General features: G+C 63.3%; 16 protein-coding genes and 1 pseudogene. 7 read left to right on the top strand and 10 right to left on the bottom strand.

The features are described from left to right. The first annotated feature begins 420 nt into the window (after positions 1–420). On the top strand, positions 421–2,145 hold the full coding sequence (locus tag B7P44_RS09135; protein ID WP_084903086.1) for a S53 family peptidase: 1,725 nt from the start codon (positions 421–423) through the stop codon (positions 2,143–2,145). Between the two features lie 50 nt (positions 2,146–2,195). After that, positions 2,196–3,296: a glycoside hydrolase family 18 protein gene (locus B7P44_RS09130; protein WP_084903084.1), complete on the top strand. Its 1,101-nt coding sequence runs from the start codon at positions 2,196–2,198 to the stop codon at positions 3,294–3,296. Positions 3,297–3,444: 148 nt separating this feature from the next. On the opposite strand, the gene B7P44_RS36230 is transcribed toward B7P44_RS09130, so the two are convergent. Then, positions 3,445–3,834 carry a hypothetical protein gene (locus B7P44_RS36230; RefSeq protein ID WP_133118120.1) on the bottom strand — a complete coding sequence of 130 codons (390 nt, stop codon included), beginning with the start codon at positions 3,832–3,834 and terminating at the stop codon, positions 3,445–3,447. Between the two features lie 321 nt (positions 3,835–4,155). Between B7P44_RS36230 and B7P44_RS09125 the strand changes: the two are divergent. Further along, positions 4,156–5,058, top strand: a pseudogene (locus B7P44_RS09125) (ISNCY family transposase); the annotation flags it as partial. A 206-nt stretch (positions 5,059–5,264) separates the two neighbouring features. Here the strand turns inward: B7P44_RS09125 and B7P44_RS09120 are convergent. From B7P44_RS09120 to B7P44_RS09105, 5 genes are all read right to left on the bottom strand, one after another. After that, the gene (locus B7P44_RS09120) at positions 5,265–6,875 is read right to left on the bottom strand and encodes a GMC oxidoreductase (protein ID WP_084903081.1); all 1,611 of its coding nucleotides are present in this window, start codon (positions 6,873–6,875) and stop codon (positions 5,265–5,267) included. Further along, positions 6,872–8,404 (bottom strand): patatin-like phospholipase family protein, encoded by a 1,533-nt coding sequence (locus tag B7P44_RS09115; protein WP_231716597.1) that lies wholly within the window; start codon positions 8,402–8,404, stop codon positions 6,872–6,874. Before B7P44_RS09115 ends, B7P44_RS09120 begins: the two co-directional genes overlap by 4 nt. A 44-nt stretch (positions 8,405–8,448) precedes the next feature. Beyond that, positions 8,449–8,619: a hypothetical protein gene (locus B7P44_RS36225; RefSeq protein ID WP_157721052.1), complete on the bottom strand. Its 171-nt coding sequence runs from the start codon at positions 8,617–8,619 to the stop codon at positions 8,449–8,451. Then, positions 8,601–9,455: an acetoacetate decarboxylase family protein gene (locus tag B7P44_RS09110; RefSeq protein WP_231716596.1), complete on the bottom strand. Its 855-nt coding sequence runs from the start codon at positions 9,453–9,455 to the stop codon at positions 8,601–8,603. The genes B7P44_RS36225 and B7P44_RS09110 overlap by 19 nt, the downstream gene beginning before the upstream one ends. A gap of 71 nt (positions 9,456–9,526) precedes the next feature. Beyond that, on the bottom strand, positions 9,527–10,546 hold the full coding sequence (locus tag B7P44_RS09105; RefSeq protein ID WP_084903073.1) for an esterase/lipase family protein: 1,020 nt from the start codon (positions 10,544–10,546) through the stop codon (positions 9,527–9,529). Positions 10,547–10,691: 145 nt separating this feature from the next. Between B7P44_RS09105 and B7P44_RS09100 the strand changes: the two genes are divergently transcribed. Together B7P44_RS09100 and B7P44_RS09095 are read left to right on the top strand one after the other, a co-directional pair. Beyond that, positions 10,692–11,789: a DUF6765 family protein gene (locus B7P44_RS09100; protein WP_084906553.1), complete on the top strand. Its 1,098-nt coding sequence runs from the start codon at positions 10,692–10,694 to the stop codon at positions 11,787–11,789. Between the two features lie 320 nt (positions 11,790–12,109). After that, positions 12,110–13,720, top strand: coding sequence for a S10 family peptidase (locus tag B7P44_RS09095; RefSeq protein ID WP_084903070.1), 1,611 nt, complete (start codon positions 12,110–12,112; stop codon positions 13,718–13,720). A gap of 78 nt (positions 13,721–13,798) precedes the next feature. Here B7P44_RS09095 and B7P44_RS09090 read toward each other — a convergent pair whose 3' ends face one another. Beyond that, on the bottom strand, positions 13,799–14,428 hold the full coding sequence (locus tag B7P44_RS09090) for a LysE family translocator (protein ID WP_193834362.1): 630 nt from the start codon (positions 14,426–14,428) through the stop codon (positions 13,799–13,801). A gap of 119 nt (positions 14,429–14,547) precedes the next feature. On the opposite strand from B7P44_RS09090, the gene B7P44_RS09085 reads away from it, so the two are divergent. Beyond that, positions 14,548–15,000: an Lrp/AsnC family transcriptional regulator gene (locus B7P44_RS09085; protein WP_084903066.1), complete on the top strand. Its 453-nt coding sequence runs from the start codon at positions 14,548–14,550 to the stop codon at positions 14,998–15,000. A gap of 42 nt (positions 15,001–15,042) precedes the next feature. On the opposite strand, the gene B7P44_RS09080 is transcribed toward B7P44_RS09085, so the two are convergent. The 3 genes from B7P44_RS09080 to B7P44_RS09070 form a co-directional block, all read right to left on the bottom strand. Continuing rightward, complete coding sequence (locus B7P44_RS09080) at positions 15,043–16,392, bottom strand: reverse transcriptase family protein (protein WP_084903062.1); 1,350 nt, start codon at positions 16,390–16,392, stop codon at positions 15,043–15,045. Positions 16,393–16,687: 295 nt separating this feature from the next. Further along, a complete protein-coding gene (locus tag B7P44_RS09075; RefSeq protein WP_193834361.1) occupies positions 16,688–17,095 on the bottom strand; it encodes a VOC family protein in 408 nt (135 codons plus the stop codon). 376 nt (positions 17,096–17,471) lie between these two features. Beyond that, positions 17,472–18,299, bottom strand: coding sequence for an AraC family transcriptional regulator (locus tag B7P44_RS09070; protein ID WP_084903057.1), 828 nt, complete (start codon positions 18,297–18,299; stop codon positions 17,472–17,474). Between the two features lie 106 nt (positions 18,300–18,405). Here B7P44_RS09070 and B7P44_RS09065 point away from each other — a divergent pair, with 106 nt between their 5' ends. Then, positions 18,406–19,110 (top strand): glutathione S-transferase family protein, encoded by a 705-nt coding sequence (locus tag B7P44_RS09065; RefSeq protein WP_084903054.1) that lies wholly within the window; start codon positions 18,406–18,408, stop codon positions 19,108–19,110.

Raw genomic sequence — 19,110 nt, 5'->3', positions numbered from 1 at the left:
GCGGGCCGAAATATTTTTAATGAATAAAAAATCGGTAATTGCGCTAATAATTTTGCGCAGCCCGCAGGCGGTTTTTATATTTCAAAACAATCACCGAGAAAAACAACGATCAGAGGGGCGGGGCGCTTGTTTGATGCCTTGAACTTCGAATCTTTCTTTCCTTTCATTCGACTCCGCGCTGCGGCCCGGCTGGCCATGATGGGGCCGAGCACAATCTTCTAAATAATGCTTGATGTTTATTCGCGACGTTCTATGCTTGTCTCAGGCAAAAATTGCCAGCCAGGCCGGTGAGGTTTCGAAAAGATCAATAATAAAAAACTTGCTTCCAATATTGGCATCCAGAAATGCCAATCACAATTCCAAATCTGCAATTCATTAAGGCGCGACTCAAGCAGCTCATTGTCAACTCAAGGAGCAGCCATGACTCAAGTCAAATTTGCTGAAAGGCAATGTTTCAAAAGTAAAACCGGCCGCATTCCACGTGCCTGTTCATTTTCGCTCGCGTTGTTCCTCACGCTTGGCGCGGCGGCAAGCCACGCAGCGGAGGTACTGACCCGCCACGTCCGGGCAGGCGCCAGTATTGCGATGGCTGAACCGGTGAGAGACTTCCCCGCAGACCAGCGGATGGTGCTCGACGTGGTTCTCCCGCTGCGGGATCGGAAGGGCCTGGACGCGTTCGTTGCGGATGTGACCAATCCGGCCAGTCCGAACTTCCGTCATTACCTGACGCCTGCCGAGTTCAGCGCGCGATTTGGTCCGACACAAACGGACTACGATTCGACCGTGCAATATCTCGTCAAGCACGGCCTGACGTTGACAGGCGGCAGCCGCGACGGCATGGACGTACAGGTGAGCGGACCCGCTTCGGTCATTGAAGCTGCCTTCAACCTGAGGCTGCGCTACTACCAGCATCCGACGGAGGGCCGGCTTTTTTTCGGCCCTGATCGTGAGCCGACAACCTCGATGGACGTTCCGCTTTGGCACGTCTCGGGGCTCGACAACTATTCGATCCCGCATCCGCTGTTCGTCAAGAAGGGCGACTACGCGAAAGCGCACGGCATCCGTCCCGATTCCGTCGTCACTCGTGCCACGACCGGTTCGGGTCCGTCCGCTTCGTTCCTGGGAAGCGACATGCGAGCGGCCTACTATGGCGGCGCCAGCCTGACGGGCGCGGGGCAACACCTCGGCCTGCTTGAATACGCGGGAACAGAGCTGGCTGACCTCGACACCTACTTCCGCAACGCCGGCCAGACCAATCGTGTCCCGATCACGCTACTCTCGACCGACGGGACCGCGACGTCTTGCGACCCCAGCGTGTGCGATGACGGCGAACAGACGCTCGACATGACCCAGGCACTCGGCATGGCGCCCGGCCTCGCGAGTCTGACGATGTATGTCGGTTCCACCGACACGGCCATCCTCAGCGCGATGACGACCCGCAACCCGCTGCCGATGACGATCGGCTGCTCGTGGGGCTGGACGCCGGCCGATCCGTCCACGCTGGATCCGTACTTCGAGAAAATGGCCGCCCAGGGGCAATCGTTCTTTGCCGCGTCCGGCGACAGCTCGACCTGGTCGACGACCAACGAGGCATGGCCCGCGGACAGCGCCTACGTCATTTCCGTCGGCGGGACCGATCTGACGACTGGCTCTGCGGCAGGCGCATGGAAGGCCGAGACGGCCTGGAGTGACAGCGGCGGCGGCGTCTCCCCCGACCGCATCGCGATTCCATCCTGGCAGAAGATCCGCGGCGTGATCAATTCCAGCAACAAGGGCTCGACGACCTACCGCAATGGACCGGACGTCTCCGCCAACGCCGACTTCACCTTCTACGTGTGCGCCAACCAGACCGACTGTACCGCGAACGAGTTTGGCGGGACCAGTTTTGCCGCACCCATGTGGGCCGGCTTCATCGCGTTGGCCAACCAGCAGGCAGCCGCCTTGCGCAAGGCGCCTGTCGGCTACTTCAATCCGTTGATCTACGCGCAGAACCAGGTCAATGGCGCGTTGACGCCGGCTTATACGGCAAGTTTCCACGATATTGCGAGCGGCATATCGGGAAGTTACCTGGCCGTGAAGGGCTATGACCTGGTAACCGGGTGGGGCAGTCCCAAGGCGGATCTGATTACGACATTGATTCGGTAGTTCACGTGAAAGGCATGAAATAAATCACCCAACTCAAAGAGAGCAGGTAAATGAAGAAAGCACAATCCGGCATCATGCGGCGATCGACCTTGGGTGTCGCGTCGGCGCTCCTGTTGGCGTGGGCGCCGTTCGACACGGGCGCCGCCACGACCACGCCGCCTTCAGCTACCTCGGGAACCGGCACGGCTCCAGCATTCATTTATAGCCCGTACAAGGACGCGACGATTTCGATGAACTGGAACACGAACGTCATTTCGTCAAACGTCACAGGCCAGCTGAGCCCGGTGCTGTCGGTGCTTCCGACCAATGTTCGTACGCTGACGCTCGCGTTTGCAACCGGCGAATGCGGCAGCGAGAACTGGGCGGGCGTCGATGGTGGCGCGCTGGCCGCCGCAAATGTGCCGCTGTTCACCGCGGCCAACGTGAACTACGTGATTTCCACCGGCGGCGCAGCGGGTTCGTTCACGTGCGGTAGCGATGCCGGCATGGCGGCTTTCATCAAGCGTTATGCATCAAATAACCTCGTCGGGATCGATTTCGATATCGAGGCAGGGCAGTCGCAACAGGTGATCAACGATCTGGTGCAGCGTGTGGCAGTGGCCCAGCAGAATTACCCCAATCTGCGTTTCAGCTTCACCCTGGCGACACTTGCCCCGTCCCAGCCGGGATCGGCCGTGGCCAGCTCATGGGGCGCAAGCGCACCGGACAGCTTCAACATTTACGGTGATTGGGTCATGCAGGCTATCCAGGCGTACGGCCTGAAGAACTACACCATCAACCTGATGACGATGGACTACGGTTCGGCGGGGGCGGGGAACTGCGTGGTCGCGAACGGTACCTGCCAGATGGGACAGTCGGCCATTCAGGCGGCCATGAACCTGCACGATCACTGGGGCGTACCGTACAGCCAGATTGAACTGACTCCGATGATTGGCGGTAACGATGTGGCCGGTGAAACCTTCACACCTGCGGATGCAGACGTCACGGCCGCGTTTGTGAAACAGAATGGGCTCGTGGGCGTCCACTTCTGGTCGTTTGACCGTGACGTCGATTGCCCACCCGGTGCTGCATCGTCAACGTGCAACTCCATCGGCGGTGTTGGCACCCTTGGCTATACGAATCAGTTCGCCAATGACCTTGCCGGGATGTGAGGATCGAATTGTCGGGGCATGCGCGGTCGTTTCTGCGGGGAGCACATTCCGCCGCGCATGCTGGTGATTGGTATGCCTGGACACGTGACGCGTGCGCTTACGCAGGATGAAACCGCAAGCTGAAAAAACCCGGCCGACGCCGGGCTTTTCATTTGATGCAACCGACCTCAATGAATTCGTGGCCGGACATGCCGTAGTTCGATGTCCATGAATGTGCGGGGCTATCTTTAACGAGCATCGAGCCATAGGCAGGCGTGCCCTCCAGGACAACGCCGTACCCATAGCCAGGGCCGCGTCGATCAACACCAGAACCATAGGCGAACAGCGCGAGTACGGGTTGACCGCTGAAAGTAACGCGACGGCGCGGTGTGTAATAGCCCACGCCACCAATGACCCGGCTGGGTTTCTTGGTCGAGAAAGACGATACGAAATCGCCAGCATTGGTGTAGCTGCTACAGCTGAGGATGGCGGGAGAAAGGTCTTCGGCGTGAGCCGAAAGGCAGACGGCTGCAAGGGCGAGCGCGGCAATAGTTTTCATAGGTGAAAGCCGAAGCGACGGGAAAGATGCGCGTGGTGATCGACGGCGCGCGCGATGGCGGACTCGAATGTTCCGGTGAGTTTAGCAGCGCGCACCCAGCCGGTATGACGGCAGGAATTCGGGAAAAATAAGGTTATGCAAGTTCCCGGAATCCGTCGCTGTTGGCTACGCGCCGGCTTCGCATAAGTTGACATAATCTCAATTATCACCAAATCGGATGTCACGGCTTTTTAGTAATGTCCGCTTTTAGCTAAGTTCAGATGTCCGCTTTCGTGCCGCGTAAGCTATCCGGCCGCCGGTGGTCCGGCGCCGGGAGCTTCGATGGCTGCGACAGAACGGATCACGATGACGATGCGCGAACTGGACAGACTCAAGGTCATTCAGGATGTGGCGGACGGCAAGCTCAAGCCGTGGCGCGCGGCCGAGCGACTCGGGTTGACGACGCGGCAGATTCGCCGGCTGGTCGCCCGGCTGCGCGAGCACGGGCCGCAAGGTCTCGTGTCGCAGCGGCGCGCGAAGCCCAGCAACAATCGATTGGACGCGGTAACGGCCGATCGGGCGCTGACGATCATCCGTGATCGCTACGCCGATTTCGGACCGACGCTGGCGTGCGAGAAGCTTTGGGAATGCCACGGCATCCAGCTGGCGAAGGAAACGGTGCGCCGGCTGATGACGGACGCTGGCTTGTGGGTGCCACGCCGGCAGCGCCCGCCGAAGGTCTACCAGCCGCGGGCACGACGTGCGTGCCTGGGCGAACTGATCCAGATCGACGGCAGCGAGCATCGGTGGTTCGAGGATCGGGCTTCGCCATGCACGCTGCTGGTGTACGTGGACGACGCAACGAGCCGGCTGATGCATCTGCATTTCACGATCACGGAGTCGACCTTCAGCTACTTCGAGGCGACGCGCGCGTACATCGAACGCCACGGCAAGCCGGGTGCGTTGTATAGCGACAAGTACAGCGTGTTTCGCAACGTCAACCCGGGCAAGACTGGCAATCGGGTGACACATTTCGGCCGCGCGATGTACGAGCTGAACATCGACACGTTCTGCGCGAACAGCAGTTCGACCAAGGGGCGCGTGGAGCGTGCGCACCTGACGCTGCAGGACCGGCTGGTCAAGGAGCTGAGATTACGCGGCATCAGTACGGTGGCCGACGCCAATGCGTATGCGCCCTCCTTCATCGCCGCGTATAACGCGCGGTTCGCAAAGCCGCCGCGCAACCAGCCGCGGTCGTCGAACATAAGCGCCTGACCCACGTGCTGCAGGTTGCGCAGGCAATCCAGGCGCACTCAGCCAGGCAAGAAGAAGCCGCACGAATTCACGCTCGAAGTCAGCGCCGAGGGAATGAAGGCACGGGGGGCGACTTCACCGCCCCACCCCAACCCGTTGAAAAATAAAAAAGCCAAGGCAAAACCACCCCGACATCCTCATTTAGCTGGATGCTCCAACGTCTTGCCGAGCAACACGGCAACATTGCGCTCGGCCAGCGCGGCGATCGTGCGCGAAGGATTCAGCCCAAGAGCACGCGGCACCACCGCACCGTCCATCACGTACAGCCCGTCGTAACCGAATACCTTTCCGTCCGCGTTCACCACGCCATCCGCATGCGTGAGACCCATATTGCAACCTCCGAGCGGGTGCGGGGTGATCAGCTTGCGGAAGTCGCTCCAAGTCGGAGGGACGAAAGGTTCACCGCCCGTGGCAGCCGACAGGCGCCGGTGTGCATCGATCATCGCGTCTACGACAGGCTGTGATCGCGCGTACGACCAGTCGAGCCGCAATTCGCGACGCCATGGGGCAAACCAGCAGCGACCGAGGCGCATGCGCCCGTCCCCCGGATCAACCGCCTGACCGAACCAGGGCATCATGTTGTCGACCGGGTCATCGCAATCGAAATGGCGCTCGAAGGTCCGCCAAAACGTTCGCATCACCCCACCCTGCGAACGTTGCAGGCGACGGCGCACGAAATCGCGCGCGAGGTCGGGCACGCCGCCGTCCTCCACGAACAGCGACTGGCCACTGGCGGTCCGGTCGAGCAGGTCAATCGCAGCGGAAATGGTGACGCCATGCGACGGCGAGATCTTGCGGCGGCGGTAGAACGTGGGCGTGACGAAGTCGCCATTGAAGGCCCAGCCCCAGCCAAGCCGCGGCGACAGATTCGGCAGCGTGCGATGCTCGTCTCGACAGCGGAGCAGCAACTCGGTGCTGCCGATCGATCCGGCGCCGAGGATCACCTTGGCCGCCGTGACGGTTCCGGGTATGCAACTGCCGGCGGCAGGATCGATGACGTTGAAATGCACGCGCCATCCCTGGCCGAGCGGCTCGAGGTTCTGCACCACGTGCAGCGGCAGGATTTCTGCGCCATGGCGCTCGGCGACGGCCAGATAGTTGAGGTCGAGCGTGTTCTTCGCCGACACCTGGCATCCGATGTCGCAATTGCCGCAGTGCACGCACGTGCCTTGCGATACCCCATGCACGTTGACGTGCCTGACGGAATGCCGGTCGTCGCGCGCGTCGGGCAAGGACGGATCGTAGGTCGGCGAGAAGGAAACCGCGAGCGGCAACTTGCGATATCGATCGCCCCAACCGCAGGCGTCGGCGGCGTCGCGCAACAAGCGGGTGCGTTCGCTGATCTGGTTGTCGGGCACCTCCTGGACCGACAGCATCCAGCCCACGCGCTCGTAGTAAGGCTTGAGCGCGTCGTACGTGATCTCCGGCGGCCAACCACGTTCGAAGGCGTCGGGTTTGGCCTCGACCGAGACGTTGGCGTAAATCAGGGACCCGCCGCCCACACCCGCGGCTGCCACCACCGACATATTGGAAAACACGCGGAGGTCGGCCCAGCCATGGAATCGTTGCGGGTCCTGTTGGTTCCAAAGCCACGGGTCGGTATCGTCGCGCGGATACGTATCCGGCGTCCAGCGTTGACCGCGCTCCAGCACCAGCACCCGCCACCCCGCCTCCGCGAAACGGCAGGCCGCCACCGCGCCGCCGAAACCGCTCCCGACGATGACGACATCGTATTCAATCGCGCTCATGACGGCGATCTCCTGACATAGGTGCGCCAAAGTTCCGATGCGAAAAACCCGAAAAACCGCCAAATGGCATGTGTCGCCTGGCCCGACGCCCGGGCGTTGGTCGCGTGCACCGTGCCCATCAGCCGCACGAGTTGCGGCACGCCGAGATGCAGCACGCCGGCGCCGACCACGGCGCCGCTTGCATCCGGGCCTTCGTGCAGCGTCGTATAGAGCGTCGTTGTCTCGCCCCACATCTTGAGCGGACTGCCGATGCGCACATGCTTCTTGCCTGCCAGGTAGTACGATCGCCCTTCATGGCGAAATCCGATCTCGTAAACCATGTAGGTCAATCGTGGATCGTCGCTCGGCGTAAACAAGCCGAAGACGCCGGACTCCGAAGGCATCGCGATGCCAAACGGGGCGAAATCGATGTGGCCCGTCAGGCCGCCCACGTGCCGGGGATCGGCGACGAAGGCCGCGATGTCCTCGATGTGGATCGTCGCATTCATCGTCAACGCAGACGCGCTGCCGTCGCGTTCGCCGACTTGCGGATCCGTCGCCCCCAGGCAGAAGCCGCCTGCCATCGTCTCGCGGAAGCTGATGCCCGCGCCCGGCTCACGCATCGCGGACGCCGCCGGATCCAGCGGCGCCGGCGTACCCGTGCGCAGCGTGCGCCGCGCGTCGCGATATCCCATGTCGATCAGCGTCGCCGCATCGATCCGGCCAAGGTAGAAGTCCGGATCGAGCGGCAGCGGCACCTCCGGTTTGATCACGTGCACGACGATCGGCTGATCGTGCCCGAAGACGGTTTCGCCGCACGCGATACGTCGATTGATGTCGGCAATCATGGCCAACTCCCCGTTCAGCGCGCCCGCGGCGCTCATTTCGATCATGTGCACGTACTGGTTGAACGCGCCGTTGTGGTAGACGGGCGTGTCGCCGATGCACCAGACGAGCCACAGTTCACGCGCGCCGCGCTCGACGCAGCTCATCAGGTTGGCGTCCTTGATCCACACGGCGTCGGTCCAGGTCTTGCCGTCGGCCACCACGGCCGGCATGAAGATGGGCAACGAAGCCGCCGCGACCAGACGCAGGAGATCGAGTTGCGGGTGCGGGATCGGCACGACGGTCTTGTCGTCGAAGCAACAGACATTGAACGACCCATCGATGCCGACGGCCGCTCGGATCCGTTCGACAGCGATCCCGAGTGCGGGATACACGTGCTCCGTCAGACCTGACGCACTGCCCAGCGCGCTCATGTTGGTCGCGTGCAGATATTCGATCACGGGCCTGAACGCGGCGAACGCCTTGACGGGCAGCGCGCGCCAACGCGCGCAGAGATCGTCCGGCAGCACGCCGGACAGCAAAGCGGCCAAATTGATCGTGCCGCCCGACGCGCCGTCGGCGTGACTGAAGCGCAAGCCTTCGTCGAACAATGCCTTGATCGCACCGGCCTGATAGGCCACGCGCATGCCGCCGCCCGCCAGCACCAGCGCTCGCCGGGCCATGGGATCGTTGGCGGCGATCGGGGGACGATGCGTGTCGCTCATGACGCCGTTCCGCGAATGAACCTGCGCGAGATCCGCACCATCGGTCATCCCCCTCTGCGTCGCAAGTCGAGATAGAGCAGGCCGCTGGCTCCGTCGAATACCGCCACCGGCAGCGCCGCCCAAATGAATACGCCGTGCATCACGCCCCAAGCGACGAACATCGACGCAAACAGCAGCAGGAACGCGTGGTTGGCAATCAGCAGGCGGCCGGACATGGCGCGGATTCCCAGTCAGCCGGGCGGGCCGGCGGTGCGAGCCATTGCTGCGACTGGCCGAGCGGGTACGTGGTCTCGAGGCCGGGCATCGGTTGTGCGGGCGGCTCGGGCTCGGTCACGAACCAGCATTCGAAATAGTCGTCGAGTACACCCGCCGTGGATGGGAAAAAACCCGTGGCGACCGGGATGGGATCGATATCCAGCGTCTTCAGCCAGGCCATGCGCGGGTGGTCGCCGATGAACAGGCGTGCCGAGCCGGGTGCGAACAGCGAGAATCCGAGCTTGCCCTTGAAATAGATGTAGGACTTCATGAGCATGCCGCGAAAGCAGCAGTAATTGACTGCGCCCGTGCTGACGGGCAACCACGCCGAATTCGGCTTCGTCACGTCGATGCGCATCATCATCTTGCCGTCGAGGTCGTACTGGCTGCTCACCCAGCGCTCGCCAATCACGAAGTCCAGACTGGCCTGGTGCTTGGGCATGCCCCAGATACCGCGGCCGCCCTTGACCGAAATCTCGGTCGACACGGGCAGGTCCACCACGTACTGGCCGGTACCGAAGGCCTTCATCAGCAGGCCCGGCAACAGGCGCGGAGCCGGACGTCGACCGTGAGTGCACGCGATGGCGATCGAGTACTCGACGTAGCGGCCGATGTTGGTGATCACATAGTCGATCACCGTCACGACAAGCAAACCGCGGCGCCAGAGCTGAAACGGATGGATCTCGTTGCCGGGAATCACGCGGCGCGCCGCCTCGAGATCGATCGAAAACACCGCCATCAACGCCGGCGAAGTCTGGGACGCGACCGGCATCCGGAACGGGATGTCGTCGACCAACGCATGGCGGCCCGCGAGCCACGTCTGTCGCCTCGGTATAGCCATCTGCGATCTCCTTTGCTTGCCAGGGATCAGTGACGCGCAGCCAGTGCCGCGAGCAAGACGGGAAACACGTCTCGCGCGGCGTTCTTTCCAATGAAGATGTCGAGGTGACCGTAGCCGCCCAGCACGTGAAGTTCGTGATAGTTCGGCCGGTGGCGCTCGAACCAGTCGAACGTGGCTTGCTGACTCTGCCATTTGAAACAGTCGTTGAGCTCGCCTGCGATGAACGCGAAGCGCGCCCGCGTCTTCGGCGGCTGCGCCGTCGGGTCGGCCTGCAGTCCGGGCAGCTTCGACACCAGATGGCCGGCATCCAGGCATCGGGTCATCTGTCGAAAGAACGAGATCGGGACATTGGCGAATTCCTGCCGGATCCAGTCGTGCACCGCATCGCTGAGATTTTCGTGGCGCCACAGCACGGGAAATCCGGTGCCGTAAGTAAAGCTGGAAAAGCGGCAGACGCCGTTTGCGCATTCGTGGTGCGTGAGCAGCACGAGGCCCTTGAGCAGATTCGGCACGACACCCGTGGCGTGCTCGCCCCATTGAGGATTGAGGTAGTCGGTTATCGAGCCGACGATGGGCAGTGCGTAGCGCCCCTTGAGCCGCGAGATCCACGAAACCTGCGGGTGCAGCGACACGGCGTTGGACACGACGGTGTCGACCTGCGGAACGAGACCGGCCACCGCCGACAGCATGAAGCTGGTCGATCCCTGGCAGTGCACCACCGCCTTGATCGAAGCCGCGCCCGTCAGCTCGACGACTTTACGCACGGCAGCCGGGTGGTCGTACAGGGCTGCGTCGTCCAGCGTCCACTGGCAGGGTGGAAGATCGATGCTGGCGCGCCAGTTTTCCAGCCAGACATCGTAGCCCTCGTCGATCAATGCGTCGACGAAAGTCGTGTCGTTAGGGGGACGAAAGATGTCGGCTCGAACACCGGCTCCGTGTACCAGGAGGATGGGCTCCTTCGTCGGCCGGCTGGCGCCGCGGACGTGAATGAGGTTGCACCCATGGCCGTCGTCAGCGCGAAACGCAACAACCTCTTCCTGTCGCATGGGAGTCCCCTTCTTACTTCTTATATGGACAGCATCGAACAAGTACTTGACAATGTCAACCGCGCCGTGGCTAGCGTCGATCCACGTCCGTATGACCGTGCCGGCGTGTTCGTTCGTGCTCGTAGTCCCCTTCGCGGAGGGCCGCATGCAAATCGACTTCCATCACGCCGTCACCTACGTGGCCGCCCGGCTCGGCGGACTGCCGCACGATCAGGCGAGCACGGTGGCCCAAGCCGCCCAATATGTCGACGACGCAACCTGTGACGGCCCGTTGCAGTTCGACAGCGGCGAGCGCTACGTGCGAGTCACGTCTTCGCACAAGATGCTGGACGTCACGAAGAACGCCGAAGCGGCGGACAACCGCCTGGTCTGGCTGCCCTTCCACTTTCTGCCCGGCAATGCCGCGCCGCCGCCGGGCGGCACACCCGAAGAGGATTTTCTGCATCGGCTGATGTGCAAGCCGGATAGCGAGGTCGCGCGCGCAATGGTCGAGGACTGCATCCGTCGCCGCGAACTGCCCTTTGCGCTGCACCGGCTCGGCGTGGCGCTGCATACCTATGTCGATACGTGGGCGCACCAGCAGTTCGTGGGCGGCAGGTGCGATCTCAACGACCTCGCCGACGTTGGCGTGGAGGATAGTCCCGCTTACAACGGCTCCCCCGCCTATGCCGAGATGACCGGCCTCAAGCAGAAACTGGCGGAATACCTCGCCGATTTCCTCCCGGTGGGACACGCCGCGGCCACGACGTTTCCCGACCTCCCGTTCATTCGATGGCACTTCACGCGCAAGAATGGCGAACAGGTACGGCGCGATAACCCGACCGACTTCCTCGCTGCCGCGCGCGGCGCCTTCAATATGGTTCGGCGCTACGTCGCCGGCGATGAGACGTTGGTGGACGTGCCCCTGCCGAGCGCTGATGAGACCGCAATCGACGGCCTGCTGCGCGGCACCCAGGAGATCGATGGCGAAGCGCGGCATCAGACCTGGATTGCCGCGATCGCCAACGGTATGTTCTCGTTCGGTCCGGTTGAGATCGCCTACGCCAGCCAAGGCCCGACCTCGTGGAAGATGCTCGCCCTCGGCAAGGATCCGCAGGATCCCGAAGCCGAAAGAGAGGAGACTTTCAAATTTGCGCCCGCTTTCCTCACGTCTGACTGGAAACGCTTCCACGACGCAGTGCAATACCAGCGGTTGTTCGTGCTGCACGACCTGCTGCCGCGCTTCGGCCTGTGCGCTTCCTGACGGCGACCTTGCCGCAACGATACCCGAGAAGGCTACGGACACGCGAAGCAATAAAAGCCATTGCGCCGGGTAGTGAAACGGTCGCCGTCGGTCCGGCCTGCCCTGGAATTTTCGGACCGGTTCAAAGCGCTCTGTTCGATGGCGCGCGCGGATGGTGGAAACGCAGCTTGGAAACGACTGGCGCTTTCCTATACTTCGCGATGTCCACACACGAAAACACTATTAATAAAACCTGATCCCGGATGTGCCGACGGGTGCGCAAGAGATACCGTCGGAGCTGCGAGTGCATGGAAATCGTGAACCGAAAACGGAGATCTGCGATGAATGCAATTGCAAGGAATGGAGCTCAACCCGATCAACCCCTTGTCGACACGACACCCTACGGGTACGGTCCGGGCGATTCAGTCAGCGACGTCACCGAAAATGCCGCGATCACTCATCACACGCTGAAGCTCAACGGAAAGTCGATTGCCTATACGGCGCGAGCGGGTCATCTCGTGACAACCGACGCCTACAGCGCACGTCCGGCCGCCAAATTGTTCTTCGTGGCATTCACGGTCGACGACGCGGCGCCGTCCACGCGGCCGGTCACCTTTTTCTATAACGGCGGTCCCGGCTCATCGTCGGTTTTCCTGCTGCTGGGCTCATTCGGGCCGAGGCGGATAAAGACGAGCATGCCGAGCTTCACGCCGCCGGCGCCCTACGCGCTGGAAGACAACCCGGACAGCTTGCTCGATCAAAGTGACCTGGTGTTTATCGATCCTGTTGGCACCGGATACTCGACAGCGATTGAACCCAACGTCAACAAGGATTTCTGGGGCGTTGACCAGGATGCAGGTTGCATCAAGCAATTCATCAAGCGTTACCTGACCGTGTTCGACCGATGGAATTCGCCCAAGTATCTGTTCGGGGAATCCTATGGAACGCCACGCACCGCCGTGCTCACCTGGATGCTGCACGAAGACGGTGTGGATCTGAACGGAGTCGTACTGCAGTCGTCGATTCTCGATTATTCGCAGCAGAGCAACCCGCCGGGACTCCTCCCGACGCTTGCGGCTGACGCCTGGTTCCACAAGAAGGTCACCGTGTCTCCGGTTCCTCACGACCTGCCCGGCTTCATGGACAAGGTGGAAAAATTCGCGAACGGCCCCTATGCGAATGCACTCGACACTTTCCCCAAAGTCGATCCCGAGGTGCTGCAGCATCTCAGCGACATCCTCGGCATCCCGCCCGTGGTTCTGCGGTACTGGCGGCTCGACCCGTCAGCGGGAAACGGCTCGACGTTCCTGACGAGTCTCCTGCTGGACGCCGGGCTGGCTGTCGGCCTGTATGACGGCCGTGTTACCGGGAAAGACACCGGCATTGCCGGCAATATCTCGCCGAATTCAGGCGGCAACGATCCGACGATCTCTGCCGTGGGTGGCGTGTATACAGCCATGTGGAACGTGTATCTGAACGACGAGTTGCAATACACGTCGATATCGCCGTTCATGGACCTGAACGACCAGGCGTTCGCCAACTGGGACTTCAGCCATGTCGACCCGACGGGAGCCGAAAAAGGCGGGATCGCGAGCCTCTACACGGCAGGCGACCTTGCTGCGGCGATGGCCGTCAATCCCTACCTGAGGGTGTTTTCCGCAAACGGGTATTACGACGCGGTGACGCCATTTTTCCAAACCAAACTCACTTTCGAGAGCATGCCGCTGGACAACGCACAGATCGTGAGCAACCTGACGATCAGGAATTATCCGTCGGGCCACATGATCTACCTGGACAATGCATCAAGAACTGCAATGAAGGCGGACCTTTCGTCGTTTTATGGGGACGCGCACGCACATGTCGAGGTGATCAAGGCTGCGATTCAGCCTGAGCGGAAGGCAACCACAGGTGTTGCGAGATATCGCCGGCGTTCGACCCGCACGCCGTACTGAGCCTTTGAGGGCGGTGACGGGTCCGCGGCGACCCGTCACCCGGGTCACGGGACGACGGCCGCACATGCCGGCAACCCCTTACCGCGCGAATGCGAAAACCTGCTCGCCGAACAATATGACCGCAACCACGACCATCGCCGCGCCGGAAAGCTGGCTCACCATCCGTGCTGCCTTGGGCCGAGTGCTCAGCACGGCCTTCGAGCCGAGGCCGACAACGGAGTAAACCGCCGCGCAGTTGATCATGTGCAGCAGGCCCAGCGCGACGATCTGAGCGGAGACCGACCATCCGGCATCGCGCCGCGTGAACTGCGGCAAGAGCGCGACGAACAGCAGAATGGCCTTGGGATTGAGGCCGCTGATCGCAAACCCCTTGAACGACCAGCCCAGCCGGCTATTCTGGACCTGCTCCTGTCCGACCGAGAGTTCCGACGACGGGTGCAGCAACGTCCTGACGCCCAGCCAGAGCAGATAGGCGCCCCCGACGACGGTGAGGACGGACAGAAACGCCGGAACACTCGTGACCAGCGTGCCGACGCCTGCTGCGACGACCAACGTGATCGCGAGGTAGCCGAGCAACATCCCGCCGACGGCGGGCGCGACCACGCTGCCGCGCAGGCCTGCCGAAATCGCGTAGGCCCAGTCGGCGCCCGGGACCATGACCAACGAAAACGAGACGATCCAGAACGCCGTCAACAAACTAGCTTCCACTGCTTCACTTCCGGTTAGGCGGGCGCCACCGCCCGAGGGCGCAAATGGTACGGTTTTGACCCCGGAAGGTGCTCCCTATTTCTTGCCAGATCGGTGGTTGCAGCGCTAACATTTCGCGCATGGACGCAATAGACCGCAAGATTCTTGCCGAGATTCAGCAGGATGGACGACTTTCGATCACGGAGCTGAGCGAACGGGTCGGCTTGAGCCTTTCGCCGTGCCAGCGCCGGCTGCGCGCGCTCGAGCATGCGCAGGTGATCAGCGGATACCGCGCCACGATCGACCCCGCCACGGTCGGGCTGAATTTTTCCGCGATCGTCTTTGCGACCCTGCGTGAAGGCAGCAGCGAGAACGTTCAGTCGTTCGAGGACGCGCTCATCGATATTCCCGAGATCACGCGGGCCGAGCGCCTGTTCGGCGAGCCCGACTACATGCTGCACGTCGTCACGCGGGACCTGAAGGCATTCCAGACGCTCTATGACCGCCGGTTGCTGCCGTTGCCGTCCGTACTCCGGTTGACCTCCACGCTCGTGATGAAGAGCATTTTTCAGGACCGGCCGCTTCCGTTGTGACGGCGGCCGGCCTGCGCGGGATGCGGCCAAGTACCGAACAACTCAGGCGTCGATCTCGCCCGCATCCCACGCGATCCTGTCGAAGATCGCCTGCAACTTCATGCCGCGCGCCGCGTTCAGCATCGTCGCGTGCGCGACGCGCCCGGCGAGATAGCCGCGAAAATCCGGATGCGCATCGCGGTTCTGCGACGCCGGCCCGTGGCGCACGCAGTTGGTCAAGATCGCCTTCAGCGTGTCGAATTCATCGCGCGCAAGATTCGGGTGCCGGTTGACGACCACGCCGGCGAGCCGCTGCCGGACGCCGCGCCGCATCACCCGCGTCTTGCGCAATTGCAGCGCGAAGCCCTCCTCGAGCGCGATCGCGGCGACCCTGATCTTCAGCCATTCCGTCGCACGCGCCAGCACGGCGCCGCCCGAGAAGGCGAGATCGTCCGCATAGCGCGTGTAGGTCGCATCGAGCGAGCGCGCGAGCGCGGCCAGCCGCGTGTCAAGCCGGAATGCGCACAGGTTGGCAAGCGCGGGCGACGTCGGCGCGCCCTGCGGGAGGTGCCGGTTGCGGTAGCGCTGGCGGCCGGACCAGTCGAGCCGGTCACGCAGGTCGGGCGCCAAGAGCCGCGTCGACGGCACGCGGTTGGTGCAAAGCGCGGTCAGCGTCCTGACGACTTCGACCGGATAGCCGAGCGTATCGAACAGCGCATGAACTTTCGCCGCGCTGACCGACGCGAAGAAGTCGGCCAGATCGAACCGGATCACGACGACGCGATCCGCATGCGGCGCGGCGAACGACACGATGCCGCGCCCCTTGCGGAAGCCGTGCGCGGCATCGTGCGGCGGAACGCGATCGAGCAGCCCGTGCAGGAGGCTGCGTTGTGCTTCGCGCAGGCGGCCCTTCGGAATCTCGATCAGGCGGCAACCGCCGTCGCGCTTGTCGAACGCGTGGTACGTGTAGTGATGCAGCGGCGTGTCGCTGCCGCGCGCTGCGACGCGCCACCGGTCCGCCAGCCAGTCGAGGTCGGGCACGGCGACGCCGAGCCAGCCGGCGAGATCGCCGGGCGTCGACCACTGCGGCAGATCGAGCGCGCCGAGCGCCGGCGGCAACGGCCGCTGCACCGCGGGGCGCGGCAGGATGCGGGCGATGGCGGGCGGGCTGTCGCTGCGCCACGCGGCGACAAATCCCGGCGCTTCGGCGATGAGCCGCGCCAGGTCGCCGGGCTCGATGGCGGCCCAGCGCCCGCCGAAGCGCGCGATCGCGTCGCGCGCGACGTCGTGCACCCACGGCGGAGCATCGCCGAGCACGGCCGCCATGCGCGCGGCCACGCCGCCGGGGTCCGGCGGCCCGGCCAGCATCGCATCGGCGATCGCGCGCGTGGTGTCGTAGACGGATGAACGCATATGTATGGATGGGCGGGACGATGAGTCAACGTGCTTGGTGCTGCGAGAGCGGTCTTGCGCAACGCGCAATCGCGGCTCTTGCGACGCATCGGGGAGCCGATCTCATCCACGGGGTAGCCCCGTAGTCCTGGAACATGCACTGCCTGCTCCGGGGGTGTGCTTGACCCACCGCCCCGCGACGCGACTGTAACGGTCGCAGGACGGCAGTGTCAATCGCACCGTTACGCGCCGCCGCATGAAATCGGCAGTAGAACTGATCATCCAGGTTCGGAATCGGCCGACGAACGAACGGACTTCAGTCGTCGAACGTGCCGCGATATTCCGGTGCGGCGTCCGAGCGCGTGTTCAATTCGAACATCACGCCGCCCGGCGCACGGCAGAAGAAGCGTGACCCGCGGCCATTGTTGAAGATCTCCGTTTCCATCTCGACGCCCTCTTCCTTGAAGCGCGCGTGCAGCTCGCGAACGGCGTCGAGGCTCGGCAGCTCGAACCCGGCATGGAAGGCTTTCGGCCAGGTGGGTGCAGCGTCGCAGGCGTGATCGATGACCACGTCGAAGCCGGCGCGCTTGAGGATGTAGGACTGCTCCCAGCTTCCCGCGATCGTGAAACCCAGATACCGCTCGAAGAAGCGGGCGGTCGCGAGCGTGTCGGCGGAGGGGAAGCTCAGGTGATTGAGCTTCATGTTTCGGGTGACGTCTGTCATGTTCAATCTCTCGTACAGGGGCGGTGGCCCTATGCCGTTACCGCCCGACGACGTCAGGATATAAGCGGACGCCCGCCCCCAACAACTCGCATTCGGCGCGTGCGCCCGCCGGGCGAGAAAGCCGCGCCGGGCGGCTGTCCGGGCCATGCGCTGCCCTTGCCCGGCGTTCGGCTACTCGCATTCGTGAAGGCTTCGCCGGGCGCGTCGGCGCCCCCCCTTGCGCCGGATAGGAATCCCGGAATACGACCAAAAGTGAATGTCGGATGCCCCCAGTTTGCATTTCGTCGCGACAGTCAGGATAAGTTTTCTTATCTTAACGACTGCATTGCAAAGCGAAACTGGATGGCATGAAAACACGCGTGACCTCGTGCACCACCTACCCGCGCTGCTGCGCGATCCATTGCGTGGGCGTCAGCCCGACGCCTTGCGCAAACGCCCGCGCGAGCGCGCTGGCGCTGCCGTAGCCGACTTCGGCGGCAACCAGCTTGACCGGCCGGCCGCGGCGCAGCAGCGACTTCGCGAGCCCGATCCGCCACTGCAGCAGGTATTCGCCCGGCGGCACGCCGACGATGTCCGCGAAATGCGCGGCAAACCGCGACCGGGACATGCCGGCCGTCCCGGCCATGTCCTCCAGCGTCCAGCCGCGCGACGGGTCCGAATGGAGCGCGGTCAGCACCTTGCCGAGCCGCGAATCGGCAAGGCCGGCAAGCGAGCCGGTGTCGACGAGCTGCTTGCGCATCGCATGGCGGAGCATCTGGACCATCAGCACTTCGACGAGCCGGTTGACCATCGCGTGATGGCCGCAGGCGGGCTCGAGCGCTTCGGCAAACAGCAGTTGCTGGACCGCGTCGAGCGACGGCACGCAGTTCAGTGGCGTGACCAGCAGGTCCGGCATGCTGCGCAGCAGCGGATTCTCGTCGCGAGACCCGAAGGCGATGCTCGCGGACACGAGGTCGGCCGCGCTATGCGCCCCCAAATCGACCCGGCAGGACTGGGGCCTGGGCAGGAACAGCATGCTCGGCGCGTCGATCACCTGGCGTCCGAGCGCGCGCCCGGTCACGACGATCCGCCCGGCGCGCAACAGGTACAGATGGCCGGCGCCGTCGTGGCTGCCGGCCTCGTCGACGCTGCTCGTGCTGGGGTCGGGAAACACGCGCGCCCGCAGGTCGAAGCGGCTGATGAGATTGGAGAGTCGATCTGGCATGGGACGATCTGTATCGATTTTCGGACTTATTGTAACTTTTCATCCCGGCGATTCCGGTAGATTGGGGCCCTCGGTTCAACCCCATTTCAACGAAGGAGTCACGCCCATGATCCAGTTCCACTACCACCCTTCCCCGAATCCCGCCAAGGTCGCGCTGTTCCTCGAGGAAGCCGGGCTGCCGTACGAGCTGGTGCCGGTCGATACGCGCAAGGGCGAACAGCACTCGGCCGCGTTCAAGGCGATCAACCCGAATGCGAAGACGCCGGCGATCGTCGACGGCGACGCCACGGTGTTCGACAGCAACGCGATCCTGCTGTATCTCGCGGAAAAGACCGGCCAGTTCCTCCCCGACGACACGCCGGCCGCGCGCGGAGCGATGCTGTCGTGGCTGATGTTCGTCGCGACCGGCATCGGCCCGTACGCGGGACAGGCGGTGCACTTCAAGCACCACGCACCGGAGCCGAACGCGTACGCGATCAACCGTTACGATTTCGAGGCGTGGCGGCACTGGCGCATCGTCGACGAGCGGCTCGCGACGTCGCGCTACATGCTCGGCGACACGTACACGCTCGTCGACATGGCAGTGTGGGGCTGGGCGCGCGTGGCGCCGTTCGTGCTCGGCGAAACCGCCTGGGAACAGCTGCCGAACGTGAAGCGCCTGCTCGACGAAATCAATGCGCGGCCGGCCGCGCAGCGCGCCGAGGCGCTGAAGGCGCGTCACGCGTTCAAGATCGAGATGGACGACGAAGCCCGCCGCGCGATGTTCCCGCAGAATGCACGGCTCGAGGCCGGCGCCGCGACCGGAGCGTGA

The sequence above is a fragment of the Burkholderia ubonensis subsp. mesacidophila genome (assembly GCF_002097715.1).
Classification (GTDB): Bacteria; Pseudomonadota; Gammaproteobacteria; order Burkholderiales; family Burkholderiaceae; genus Burkholderia; species Burkholderia mesacidophila.
Note: the sequence above shows the minus strand (reverse complement) of the source record. Positions and strands in the feature narration are given on the sequence as shown.